11 protein-coding genes are annotated in these 12,510 nt (G+C 33.4%); 7 read left to right on the top strand and 4 right to left on the bottom strand.

Going from position 1 to position 12,510, the window contains the following annotated elements; genetic code table 11:
• Positions 1 to 12 precede the first annotated feature (12 nt).
• Both auxB and KA845_RS12335 read left to right on the top strand, forming a co-directional pair.
• On the top strand, positions 13 to 1,164 hold the full coding sequence (gene auxB / locus KA845_RS12330; protein WP_021459043.1) for a lipoteichoic acid stability factor AuxB: 1,152 nt from the start codon (positions 13 to 15) through the stop codon (positions 1,162 to 1,164).
• A 165-nt stretch (positions 1,165 to 1,329) separates the two neighbouring features.
• Positions 1,330 to 1,803, top strand: coding sequence for a DUF4064 domain-containing protein (locus KA845_RS12335; RefSeq protein WP_002510827.1), 474 nt, complete (start codon positions 1,330 to 1,332; stop codon positions 1,801 to 1,803).
• A 49-nt stretch (positions 1,804 to 1,852) separates the two neighbouring features.
• Here the strand turns inward: KA845_RS12335 and KA845_RS12340 are convergent, their stop codons facing one another.
• A complete protein-coding gene (locus KA845_RS12340) occupies positions 1,853 to 2,467 on the bottom strand; it encodes a YktB family protein (RefSeq protein ID WP_002510826.1) in 615 nt (204 codons plus the stop codon).
• Positions 2,468 to 2,681: 214 nt separating this feature from the next.
• Here KA845_RS12340 and KA845_RS12345 point away from each other — a divergent pair, with 214 nt between their 5' ends.
• On the top strand, positions 2,682 to 3,500 hold the full coding sequence (locus KA845_RS12345) for an inositol monophosphatase family protein (protein WP_210128152.1): 819 nt from the start codon (positions 2,682 to 2,684) through the stop codon (positions 3,498 to 3,500).
• Between the two features lie 80 nt (positions 3,501 to 3,580).
• Here KA845_RS12345 and KA845_RS12350 read toward each other — a convergent pair whose 3' ends face one another.
• Positions 3,581 to 3,778: a DUF5325 family protein gene (locus tag KA845_RS12350; RefSeq protein WP_002510824.1), complete on the bottom strand. Its 198-nt coding sequence runs from the start codon at positions 3,776 to 3,778 to the stop codon at positions 3,581 to 3,583.
• A gap of 98 nt (positions 3,779 to 3,876) precedes the next feature.
• Here KA845_RS12350 and typA point away from each other — a divergent pair, with 98 nt between their 5' ends.
• Positions 3,877 to 5,724, top strand: coding sequence for a translational GTPase TypA (gene typA, locus KA845_RS12355; protein ID WP_002510823.1), 1,848 nt, complete (start codon positions 3,877 to 3,879; stop codon positions 5,722 to 5,724).
• A 45-nt stretch (positions 5,725 to 5,769) separates the two neighbouring features.
• Here typA and KA845_RS12360 read toward each other — a convergent pair whose 3' ends face one another.
• Both KA845_RS12360 and KA845_RS12365 read right to left on the bottom strand, forming a co-directional pair.
• Complete coding sequence (locus tag KA845_RS12360; protein ID WP_002510822.1) at positions 5,770 to 5,943, bottom strand: DUF2197 domain-containing protein; 174 nt, start codon at positions 5,941 to 5,943, stop codon at positions 5,770 to 5,772.
• A gap of 2 nt (positions 5,944 to 5,945) precedes the next feature.
• Complete coding sequence (locus KA845_RS12365) at positions 5,946 to 6,428, bottom strand: hypothetical protein (protein WP_021459041.1); 483 nt, start codon at positions 6,426 to 6,428, stop codon at positions 5,946 to 5,948.
• A 353-nt stretch (positions 6,429 to 6,781) separates the two neighbouring features.
• Here KA845_RS12365 and KA845_RS12370 point away from each other — a divergent pair, with 353 nt between their 5' ends.
• From KA845_RS12370 to KA845_RS12380, 3 genes are all read left to right on the top strand, one after another.
• Positions 6,782 to 7,057, top strand: coding sequence for an Fpa/YlaN family protein (locus KA845_RS12370; protein WP_002510820.1), 276 nt, complete (start codon positions 6,782 to 6,784; stop codon positions 7,055 to 7,057).
• Between the two features lie 326 nt (positions 7,058 to 7,383).
• Positions 7,384 to 8,613 (top strand): cell division peptidoglycan polymerase FtsW, encoded by a 1,230-nt coding sequence (gene ftsW, locus KA845_RS12375; protein WP_021459040.1) that lies wholly within the window; start codon positions 7,384 to 7,386, stop codon positions 8,611 to 8,613.
• Positions 8,614 to 8,963: 350 nt separating this feature from the next.
• Positions 8,964 to 12,419 carry a pyruvate carboxylase gene (locus tag KA845_RS12380; protein WP_021459039.1) on the top strand — a complete coding sequence of 1,152 codons (3,456 nt, stop codon included), beginning with the start codon at positions 8,964 to 8,966 and terminating at the stop codon, positions 12,417 to 12,419.
• The last annotated feature ends 91 nt before the right edge of the window (positions 12,420 to 12,510 follow it).

The following is a 12,510-nucleotide window of genomic DNA, read 5'->3' on the forward strand; positions in this document are numbered from 1 at the left end:
AGTTGTAGATACATGTCAGGAGAGCAATATATGCAAGTTAGACGTCCTGTGAGTAGGTTGGCAGAAAAAGTATTAGGTTGGTTAAGTTGGGTATTTTTATTACTCTTAACAATTGCTACTATGTTTGTCGCCTTAGTTTCATTTAGCAGTGAAACGTCCATCCAAAACTTAGAAACTTCATTGAATGGTAATCAATTCATACAACAAATTTTAGCGAATAATAGTATGACAACAACACAAGCAGTTATTTGGTTACAAAATGGTATATGGGCTGTAATTGTCTTTTTAATTGTATGTTTGTTGATTTCATTTTTAGCACTTATTTCAATGAATATTAGAATGTTATCTGGTTTCTTGTTTTTAATTGCTACACTCATTACTTTGCCATTAGTGCTATTATTTGTAACACTAATTATTCCTGTATTATTTTTAATCGTATCGATTATGATGTTTGCAAGAAAAGAGAAAGTAGAAGCTATACCGGCTTATTATGGTTACGATGATGACTATGAAGATGACGTGTATGAACCTGCTAAAAAACGCAGAAACGGTAGAGTTCAACAAGAGACGACAGTTGAACCAGAGCCAGAACCAGAAGAACAACACAGTGAACCTGTTGAAGACGTCGAAGCAGATACAGAGAAAAACTCATTACGTCGTGGTGGATATAGTTCAGAAGTAGCTCGACAAGTGAATGCTGATATAGCTGACGAAGAACCTCAAGTATTATCTAGACAAGCTAAATATAATTACAAAAAGAAAAAAGATGATAATACGCATGATGATGATTTTGGTCAAGTAAGCAGTGTCTACGGTGAAGGTAATGACGATTATGTATCTCAAGAAGAACAGAAAAAACAAGAAGAAATGCAACGTCAACAAGCCGAAGAAGAGCGTCGTAAACAGCAGGAAGCGGAAGAAAAGGCTCGCATAAAACAAGAGAAAGCAGAAGAAGCCCAAAGATTAAAACAGGAAAAGGCAGAGGAAAAATCTCGTATTAAAGAAGAAAAGAAAGAACTTAAAAAACGTATTAAAGAAAAACGCAAACAACAACCAAGTGCAGTGGCACAACGTAGAATGAACTATGAAGAACGTAAAAAAGTGACATCACAAGATGTTGATAATCAAGCTGAAGATACTCAGCAAGATGAAAAGGAAAAATAATTTAATTACTCTTAAAAATAGCTACTTACATTATCTTATGTAAGTAGCTATTTTATGTTGTCATTGAAAACAATTTCGGTATTTTTTACAACTCGAATAAATCGTACATGTTTGGGATTTTCTAAAAATTTGATAATATTAAAACGAGAGAAAGGATGAATAAGAATGAAATTAAAAGCTGAAAAAATTATGGCTTGGATAGCTAATGGTTTAAGTATTTTATATGTGATAATTGTTATTTTTGGATTGTTCTTATTGAAGTCTAATACCCAAGAATTTCAAGCCATGTTTGATGAAATAACACAGCAACAAGGACAAACTATATCTACGGATATGATGTATATGAGTTACATTATCCAAGTAGTGGCACTGGTGATAGTTAGTATTATTGCCATCATTGCAACATTGATTATGAAAGCTAATAGAGTTTTAGCGGCAAGTTTATTTATAGTTGTTGCAATTATAAGTTTGTTTGTTTCTAATTTAGTTGCTATGGTTTTATGGCTTATTGTGGCAATTCGCTTATTTACAAAGAAAAAAAATAAAAATGATGGAACGAGGGGTCAGTTTACTAAAGAGAATTCATGGAACCCCGAGGAAGAGTTGAAAGATAAAAAGAATGATCCTTATATTTACTAACAAGAAAACGCCAAGTGGTGAAGCACTTGGCGTTTTTCATTATGTAATATTAAAATTTATAAAATTGTAATAACTGAGTAAATGTATCTTCTAGAAATGTTAAAAAGGCTTTGTCGGACTTTAACTCACTCGCATTTGGTTCAAGTGTGCGAGCAACAAAAAATTCACCTTTTTTCACATTTTTAACTCGTTCTATTGCTTCTTGAATACTAGCATCATCCATATCTTTGATGTATGTTTTTTCTTGAGTCATATGATCCAAGCTAATACTATAATCAGCCGGTAATTGTTTTAAAGCATCCATATTATTTTCGAAGACAGCTACTTGTTGTCCTTTGTCTTTGGCTTCGTGCATAATACCGTACATCACAAATAATTGTGACTCAAAAAGTCCGATTTGAAAATGTGGTTGCATTTTATAACCACGTTTATTAGTAGCGAATGCTACCCACGTGTCTTTTGGTGGATTGACAACACGTCTTGCATGTTTGGCCACATGTGGATAAAAAGTTTCTCCTGTGGCAGTTTCAAGAAATTGAGAGAAATAATCTCCTAATTCATGCAATTGTGGTCTTATATTATCATCTAAGGCTGACATACGTGCGTCTAAACCTGGAATTGAAAAAGTTTTAAAGTCTTTGGGTTTAAAAGTATATTTTGTCATGTTGACCTCCTAATAGCAGTCTATTTGATGGTATTGTAGCATAAATTTCGACTGAAAAAATATAGTTATGCATAGATTGTTATTAATTAGACAAAAATAAAAGTGTATGTATACCACTAAAGCATTCCTTGAGAAATTTTAGGGTTTTAAAGTTTATAGTCGAGTTTAATAGTGTATTTACTGTATAATATGAAGCAAGGTAGGAGATGATATGATGACTGTATACGAATTTGCAAAAGGCTTGATATTAGAAGCAGGCAATAACGTTAGGAAGATTATGGATCAAGATCTTGAAATTGAGACCAAATCCAATCCTAATGATTTAGTTACGAATGTTGATAAGGCAACTGAACATTATATTTATGATAATATCATGCAAACTTATCCTAATCATGCTGTTATAGGTGAAGAAGGTCACGGACATGATTTAGTAGATACATCAGGCGTAGTATGGGTTGTTGATCCTATTGATGGTACGCTTAATTTTGTGCATCAAGGTGAAAATTTTGCTATTTCAATCGGCATTTTCCAAGATGGTCAACCGTATGCAGGTTTTGTTTATGATGTGATGAATGATGTGTTATATCATGCAAAAGTAGGTGAAGGCGCATTTGAAAATGAGACGCTATTACCGAGCATAAAGGATACACAATTAAAACAAAGTATTATTGCTATAAATCCCAACTGGTTAACTAAACCTAAATTAGGTGAAATGTTTAAACCAATAGTAGAAGATGCGCGCAGTGCAAGAGCATATGGCTCTGCAGCTTTAGAAATTATTTATGTTGCTACGGGTAAACTTGCTGCGTATATTACACCAAGACTACAACCGTGGGATTTTGCTGGAGGACTAATTATTCTCCATGAAGTCAATGGGGTTGCTTCTAATTTAGGAGGAGCTACTTTATCTATTACATCTGCAAATTCCATCGTGATAGCAAATAAACAATTACACAATGAATTATTAACTTCTTATTTTAATTATCATCAAGACACGATTACTGTTTTACATGAGCGTATGCAGCAAAAATAAAAATAGAGAGCTAAGGTTACAAATCATCATAATGTGATTTGCGAATCCTTGCTCTCTTCTATTAAACAGTAAAGTACTGATTATAACCAGCCGTTTTCACGATATTTCTTTTTTAACGTAAAGCCAACGCCAAATGTTGCAATGAATAATATAAGTGTTAAAATCATCAGTGGAACATTTGTAGCTGCTAAGCTGAAACTAAACAATAATAAGAATACTATTGCTACTACTGAAAGTACCCAAAAAATTGCTTTAGATTTTTGTTGTTTTTGTTGCATCCCGACCACACCTTTATTGTTTTCTTTAACCAATTATATGATATAATAAAAAAGTTGCAATTAAAAGTGGGAATTTACTCAAGAAAGGAAAATAATTAATGACTCAAATTAGAGAAGATGTTCGTAATATAGCTATCATTGCACACGTAGACCATGGTAAAACAACTTTAGTAGATGAATTGTTAAAACAATCTGGTATTTTTCGTGAGAATGAACATGTAGACGAAAGAGCGATGGATTCAAATGATATAGAAAGAGAACGTGGTATTACTATACTAGCTAAAAACACTGCCGTAGATTATAAAGGGACACGTATTAATATTTTAGATACTCCTGGACACGCTGACTTTGGCGGTGAAGTTGAGCGTATCATGAAAATGGTAGATGGAGTGGTATTAGTAGTTGATGCTTATGAAGGTACGATGCCACAAACGCGTTTTGTGTTGAAAAAAGCGCTAGAACAAAATTTAAAACCTGTTGTAGTTGTAAATAAAATAGATAAACCATCTGCAAGAGCAGAAGCGGTAGTAGATGAAGTATTAGACCTATTTATCGAATTAGAAGCTTCAGACGAGCAACTAGAATTCCCAGTGGTTTATGCTGCAGCAGTAAATGGTACAGCGAGTTTAGATGCAGAGCAACAAGATGAAAATATGCAGTCATTATACGAAACAATTATTGATTACGTACCAGCACCAGTAGATAATCGCGAAGAACCTTTACAATTCCAAATTGCATTATTAGATTACAATGATTATGTGGGACGTATTGGCGTAGGACGTGTGTTTAGAGGAACAATGCGTGTAGGTGATAATGTTTCACTTATTAAATTAGATGGAACAATTAAAAATTTCCGTGTAACTAAAATCTTTGGTTATTTTGGATTAAACAGAGTTGAAGTTCAAGAAGCCGTTGCTGGTGATTTAATTGCTGTATCAGGAATGGAAGACATTAACGTTGGTGAAACAGTAACACCGCATGATCATCAAGAAGCGTTACCAGTACTACGAATCGATGAACCAACATTAGAAATGACATTTAAAGTAAATAATTCACCGTTTGCAGGTCGTGAAGGTGACTTTGTAACAGCACGTCAAATTCAAGAACGTTTAGATCAACAATTAGAAACAGATGTATCATTGAAAGTTACGCAAACTGATTCACCTGATACATGGATTGTTGCAGGACGTGGAGAATTACATTTATCAATATTAATTGAAAATATGCGTCGTGAAGGCTATGAATTACAAGTTTCTAAACCACAAGTTATCTTAAAAGATATTGATGGTGTTACTTGTGAACCATTCGAACGTGTACAATGTGAAGTGCCACAAGAATATACTGGTGGCGTTATTGAGTCTTTAGGTCAACGTAAAGGTGAAATGTTAGACATGGCAACAACTGACAATGGCTTAACTCGTATCATCTTTATGGTACCAGCTCGAGGCTTAATCGGATATACTACTGAATTTATGTCACAAACGCGTGGTTATGGTATTATTAACCATACTTTCGAAGAATTTAAACCACGTATTAAAGGCTATATTGGTGGTAGAAGAAATGGTGCGCTCGTTTCAATGGATCAAGGTCAAGCAAGTGCATATGCAATTATGGGCTTAGAAGACCGTGGTACTAACTTTATGGAACCAGGTACTGAAGTATATGAAGGTATGATTGTTGGTGAACATAATAGAGATAATGATTTAACAGTTAATGTGACTAAAGTTAAACAACAAACCAACGTACGTTCAGCAACGAAAGACCAAACAGTGACAATGAAACGTCCAAGAGTCTTAACATTAGAAGAAGCATTGCAATTCATTAATGACGATGAATTAGTAGAGGTTACTCCTGAAAGCATACGTTTAAGAAAGAAAATCTTAGAAAAATCAGCTCGTGAAAAAGAAGCAAAACGTGTGAAACAATTAATGCAAGATGAAGAGTAACACAAAAATCCCAGTCCATGAAATTCATGGACTGGGATTTTTATGTTATCGATGATTAAATGTTGTATATTGATGGCGCTGTTTTGGGCGATCTAATCTACTTTTACATTCATCACACATAAATGTGTGCATCGGATCATTACGTAAACGTTTGGCTTCTAGAGTGTTCTCATCAATAAATACAGTTGTATCACAAATTATACACTGTACTTTAATCATTATTAAATCACCTCAATATGTGTTACATAGTCAAATTGGTGTGAATAGCCATTTTCCGGTGTATAGATAAAACTATTAACGGCGTTGTCTGTATAAAGACGTTTACCTTCATGCGCAAATTTGAAAAATAAATATGGTAATAATTCAATGTCTAATTCAATAGCATCTTGATCATTAAATAAACGAATTTTTGAAGCATCGTGTTTTGGTTCTGCATTTTTAAAAAATGGCGCCATATTAATTACGAATGTACCATCTAACATAGCATTCTTTTTATATTTAATTTCAGAATTTAGTGTTGGTGGATTTGTTTGACCTTCTAAAATGGCACGATTCCATTCACGGTTATCACTAAATTGAATGGGTTTGGAACCATCAAATACACCAGCTTCTAAATCTTCAATTTTGACTTTACGATCATCAAAAATCCAAGTTGTACTATCTAATGTAATTGGAAATTTTACTGCACCTTTAATTTGTATCATTGTCCCAGCTCCCTATGTTAAATTTATCGATTGTTGACACAACTATAAGCTAAATAAAGCTATAAATAGTAATGTGAAATTATGACTATTTTGTGAATTAATATTACATCATGATTACATTTTTATTAAAGATATAATGAATACTAAATAGCAAAATTCCAGTTGATAGTTATGCCTACTACTTTTTAGCCCTGTTTAAGTTAAGTAAAAAAGCGAAGTAATAAACATAAACAATACAATTTAATTTTACCACAGATGAAAGGGCGAAGTATATTACCCAAATTAACTTGCTTTTTAAATCTGTGTAAGATAGAATTTTAATATAAAGTTACATTTGATAGGGGGAGTATGTCATGGTAAAGAGTAAAAATTTAAATAGTGCGGCATATGACCAGTTAAATAAAGATGCAGATAGAATTCTCCAATTGATTAAAGTTCAAATGGATAATCTTACTTTGCCTCAATGCCCATTATACGAAGAAGTACTCGATACTCAAATGTTTGGCTTACAAAAAGAAGTCGATTTTGCAACACAATTAGGATTAATTGATAGAGAAGAAGGAAAAGCGCTCATGTTACGTTTAGAAAAAGAACTTTCAAAATTACATGATGCTTTTACCAATGTTTAATATAATGTATAAATAGAATTAAATGTTTGTTCATAGACAGATTATAAAATGAGTTTGATGACAGTAATAAAACTACATAAACAAATTTTTTAGCTAGAGAGACAATATTACAATTGAGCTTTCTAGCTATTTTTTATAAATAAATTAAAATTCCCTATGACTTTGTTCGAAACTATAGGATAAAATTTGCTATAATGTACAATGTGTAATTTAAATATAATTTAGAAGTTATACATATTATGCACAGTTAATAATGAAATCAATTAAGATTTATGGATTAAACTGTTACAAAAAAGATATTAATATTAGAATTGGATGAAATGTAAATGAAAAACATAAAGCAACTATTTCGACAAGTAGGTAAATATGCGCGATATATCGATTATCCGTTAGTTGTTACATATTTATTACTGTGTTTAATCGGGTTAGTTATGGTTTACAGTGCTAGTATGGTGGCAGCCACAAAAGGTTCATTAACAGGTGGTAACCCAGTTTCAGGAACTTACTTTTATACACGTCAACTGATGTATGTCATCATGAGTTTATGTATTGTCTTTTTCATGGCTTTTTTCCTGAATGTTAAATTTTTAGCTACCACTCGATTTCAAAAATGGATGATGGCGCTTTTAGTAATTTTGTTATTAGCCACATTAGTAGTGGGAAGCAATATTAATGGTTCTAAAAGTTGGATAAATTTAGGATTTATGAATTTACAAGCATCCGAACTGTTAAAAATTGGTATCATTTTATATATACCATATATGATAGAAAAAAAGCGACCACGTGTCTTTACTCAACCTAAACTATTAACCTCACCTATTATTTTGGCAGGTTTTTGTATTGGTCTCGTCTTTTTACAACGAGATGTGGGACAAACATTGCTTATTTTAATTATCTTTTTCGCTATTTTATTTTATGCTGGTATTGGTGTTCAGAAGTCCATTAAGTACATATTAACTATTTTAGTTGGAGCGGTGATCATCGGTTCGTTATTACTATTATTAGGATTAGTACCGGACTATTTAACTGCTCGTTTCAGTACGCTAGCAAATCCATTTAGTACTGAAGAAGGTACTGGTTATCATATTGCCAATTCGTTATTGGCAATAGGTAATGGAGGATTGTTTGGTAGAGGACTTGGTAACAGTATAATGAAACTTGGTTATCTACCTGAACCACACACTGATTTTATCTTTGCGATTATTTGTGAGGAACTTGGTTTAATAGGCGGCTTGTTTGTCATTTGCTTGTTATTCTTTATTGTTTATCGAGCGTTTGAACTAGCTAATAAAACAAGCTCTTATTTCTATAAACTTGTCTGTGTCGGTGTAGCAAGTTATATTGGTAGCCAGACTTTCGTTAATTTGGGTGGTATTTCAGGAACTATTCCATTAACCGGTGTACCATTACCATTCTTGAGTTTTGGTGGCTCTTCAATGATTAGTTTGAGTATTGCTATGGGCTTATTGCTGATTACTGCTAAACAAATTAAAATTGATGAGCAGCGTCTTAAAAAGCAACAACAAAATAATCCGTTTACTAATAGACAACGGTGATTAACATAAAACAAACTTTACAAGGTAAACTGCCTGTAAAGTTTGTTTTTCTATCTCTAGAAAAATTATAATTGCTTAGCTTATTTGCATATAGTGATAAGTTTTTGTTATCAATAGTAATAACTTTTTTTAATTTTTAAAATGTGATAATATGATTAGAGATACGACAAATATACGTTTTATGGCATGATTTAGGTTATAGCCAAGTGTCTCTACAGTGAATTTTAGGTGTATAAATAAACGGAAATTTGCATTATCAATTTTAATCACTGTATACAAAGTTCGTATTTTGATATAATATAATGTATCTAATTATTTAGAAAATTCAAAATTTTAAGGGGGACCATGATTTGAGGAATATAAATAAATTACTAGTAGCCAATCGTGGGGAAATTGCAATACGTATTTTTAGGGCAGCGACAGAATTAGATATTTCGACTGTTGCAATTTATTCAAATGAAGATAAAGGTTCTTTACATAGATATAAAGCAGATGAGTCTTACTTAGTGGGAGAAGATCTAGGCCCTGCGGATAGTTATTTAAATATTGAACGTATTATAGATGTTGCTAAACGTGCAAATGTAGATGCTATACATCCAGGATATGGCTTTTTAAGTGAGAATGAAACATTTGCCAAACGTTGTGCTGAAGAAGGGATTAAATTTATTGGTCCACATCTTGAACACTTAGATATGTTTGGAGATAAAGTTAAAGCAAGAGAAACAGCAATAAAAGCAGATTTACCAGTTATACCTGGTACGGATGGCCCAATAGAAAGCTATGAAGCTGCACAAGATTTTGCTAATGAAGCAGGCTACCCATTGATGATTAAAGCCACAAGTGGTGGTGGCGGTAAAGGGATGCGTATAGTTAGAAGTAACGATGAATTAGAAGATGCTTTTTACAGAGCGAAATCTGAAGCTGAAAAATCATTTGGTAATAGTGAAGTTTATATTGAAAAATATATAGATAATCCTAAACATATTGAAGTACAAATTATGGGTGATGAACACGGTAATATTGTACATTTGTATGAACGTGACTGTTCTGTACAACGACGTCATCAAAAAGTAGTGGAAGTCGCACCTTCAGTTGCACTACCAGATGCATTAAGAGAAGAAATTTGTGAAGCAGCATTAGATTTATCACGCAAAATAAAATATGTGAATGCAGGTACTGTAGAGTTTTTAGTTTCAGGCAATGAATATTACTTTATTGAAGTGAATCCACGAGTTCAAGTAGAACATACTATTACTGAAATGATTACTGGTGTTGATATTGTTAAAACACAAATTTTAGTAGCTGATGGTGCATCATTATTCAGTGACAGTATAGCGATGCCACAACAAGAAGAAATACAAACTTTAGGTTATGCTGTGCAATGTCGTATCACTACTGAAGACCCAACAAATGATTTCATGCCAGATACAGGACGTATAATTGCTTATCGATCAAGCGGTGGGTTTGGCGTACGTTTAGATGCTGGTGATGGCTTCCAAGGTGCAGAAATTTCACCATATTATGATTCTTTACTAGTTAAACTATCTACGCATGGTATGAATTTCAAACAAGCCCAAGAGAAGATGGACCGCTCGTTACAAGAAATGAGAATTCGTGGTGTTAAAACAAACATACCTTTCCTTATCAATGTAATGCGTAATCCACAATTCATTAGTGGTGACTATACAACAAAATTTATTGAAAATACGCCAGAATTATTTAACATTGAGCCTACAAGAGACCGAGGTACTAAAACGTTAGAATATATTGGAAATGTGACTATTAATGGTTTCCCAAATGTTGATAAAAGACCGAAACCAGAATATGAAGCATCACCGATTCCTCGAGTAGATGGTAAAACGATAAGTCAACTTTCTGGTACTAAACAGATTTTAGATAAAGAAGGGCCAGCAGGAGTTACGAAATGGTTGAAAGAACAAGATGATGTTTTAATCACTGATACAACATTTAGAGATGCACATCAATCATTACTAGCAACACGTGTACGTACGAAGGATATGATGAATATAGCCTCTAAAACGTCACAAGTGATGCAAGATAATTTTTCTCTTGAGATGTGGGGCGGCGCAACATTTGATGTAGCTTATAATTTCCTAAAAGAAAGTCCTTGGGAACGATTAGAACGTCTACGTAAGGCAATTCCTAATGTGTTATTCCAAATGTTGTTACGTGCATCAAATGCTGTAGGATATAAAAACTATCCAGATAATGTCATCAAAAAGTTTGTGAAGGAAAGTGCTGAAGCGGGCATAGATGTTTTCCGTATATTTGACTCACTTAATTGGGTAGATCAAATGAAGGTAGCAAACGAAGCCGTGCAGGAAGCAGGTAAAATTTCTGAAGGTACGATTTGTTATACAGGCGATATTTTAAATCCTGAACGTTCTAATATTTATACAATTGATTACTATGTGAATTTAGCCAAAACTTTAGAGCGTGAAGGTTTCCATATTTTAGCAATTAAAGATATGGCAGGTTTATTAAAACCGAAAGCAGCGTTCGAATTAGTAAGTGAATTAAAAGCAGCTGTGAATTTACCAATTCATTTACACACACATGATACAAGTGGTAACGGCATATTAATCTATAAACAAGCAATTGACGCTGGTGTAGATGTTATTGACACGGCTGTTGCGACGATGAGTGGCTTAACGAGTCAACCAAGTGCTAACTCACTTTACTATGCACTTAATGGCTTCGATAGAAATATGCGTGCTGACATTGATGGATTGGAGACATTATCACATTATTGGGGAACTGTCAGACAGTATTATAGTGACTTTGAGAGTGATATCAAATCACCAAATACTGAAATATATAAACATGAAATGCCTGGTGGTCAATATTCTAATTTACATCAACAAGCTAAAAGTTTAGGATTAGGAAATCGCTATAATGAAGTGAAAGACATGTATCGACGAGTGAACTTCTTATTTGGTGATATTGTGAAAGTAACGCCATCATCTAAGGTTGTCGGAGACATGGCATTGTATATGGTTCAAAATGACTTAGACGAAGACTCAGTTATTAAAGATGGACATAAACTTGATTTCCCAGAATCTGTAGTGTCGTTCTTTAAAGGTGAAATAGGTCAACCTGTTGGTGGATTTAATGAAAAATTACAGAAAGTAATTTTAAAAGGCCAACAACCACTCACAGATAGACCGGGTGAATATTTACCATCAGTTGATTTTGAACAAGTAAGACAAGAGCTAGAGCAATTACAACTTAAAGATGTCACAGAACAAGACATCATTAGTTATGTGTTGTACCCTAAAGTATATGAACAATATATACAGACAAGAGAACAATTTGGTAATGTTTCGATACTAGATACTCCAACATTCTTCTTTGGAATGCGACACAATGAAACTGTTGAAATTGAGATTGATACGGGTAAACGTCTAATTATTACGTTAAAAGCTATTACAGAGCCAGATGATAAAGGTGTTAGAACGATATTTTTCGATATGAACGGTCAAGCACGTCGTATTTACATTCAAGATGAAAATGTAAAAGCGAATGCAAGTGTTAAACCAAAGGCAGATAAATTAAATCCAAATCATATTGGTGCTCAAATGCCTGGATCAGTCACTGAAGTTAAGACTAAAGAAGGCGAATCTGTTAAAAGTGGCCAAGCATTGTTAATTACTGAAGCTATGAAAATGGAAACAACAATTCAAGCTCCATTTGAAGGTGTAGTCCGTAAGATAACAGTGCAAAGTGGCGATGCTATTGAAACAGGAGATTTATTAATCGAAATTGAAAAAGAACCAGTAGATTAATTATAAAGATAAAAAGAGAGGTGCCGTCTAGGAGCTTCTCGCACAACGTAAACAAACCTTAGGTGATGATTGGCGCTGAACCCTTAGAATG

The organism is Staphylococcus sp. GDX8P114P-2 (assembly GCF_017892945.1).
GTDB lineage: Bacteria > Bacillota > Bacilli > Staphylococcales > Staphylococcaceae > Staphylococcus > Staphylococcus arlettae.

What these genes read in the sequence shown, in the direction of transcription:
- KA845_RS12345 (WP_210128152.1), top strand. Translation starts at nt 2,682, where the DNA reads ATGACTGTATACGAATTTGCAAAAGGCTTGATATTAGAAGCAGGCAAT.
- KA845_RS12335 (WP_002510827.1), top strand. Translation starts at nt 1,330, where the DNA reads ATGAAATTAAAAGCTGAAAAAATTATGGCTTGGATAGCTAATGGTTTA.
- auxB (WP_021459043.1), top strand. Translation starts at nt 13, where the DNA reads ATGTCAGGAGAGCAATATATGCAAGTTAGACGTCCTGTGAGTAGGTTG.
- ftsW (WP_021459040.1), top strand. Translation starts at nt 7,384, where the DNA reads ATGAAAAACATAAAGCAACTATTTCGACAAGTAGGTAAATATGCGCGA.
- KA845_RS12360 (WP_002510822.1), bottom strand. Translation starts at nt 5,943, where the DNA reads ATGATTAAAGTACAGTGTATAATTTGTGATACAACTGTATTTATTGAT.
- KA845_RS12350 (WP_002510824.1), bottom strand. Translation starts at nt 3,778, where the DNA reads ATGCAACAAAAACAACAAAAATCTAAAGCAATTTTTTGGGTACTTTCA.
- KA845_RS12365 (WP_021459041.1), bottom strand. Translation starts at nt 6,428, where the DNA reads ATGATACAAATTAAAGGTGCAGTAAAATTTCCAATTACATTAGATAGT.
- KA845_RS12370 (WP_002510820.1), top strand. Translation starts at nt 6,782, where the DNA reads ATGGTAAAGAGTAAAAATTTAAATAGTGCGGCATATGACCAGTTAAAT.
- typA (WP_002510823.1), top strand. Translation starts at nt 3,877, where the DNA reads ATGACTCAAATTAGAGAAGATGTTCGTAATATAGCTATCATTGCACAC.
- KA845_RS12340 (WP_002510826.1), bottom strand. Translation starts at nt 2,467, where the DNA reads ATGACAAAATATACTTTTAAACCCAAAGACTTTAAAACTTTTTCAATT.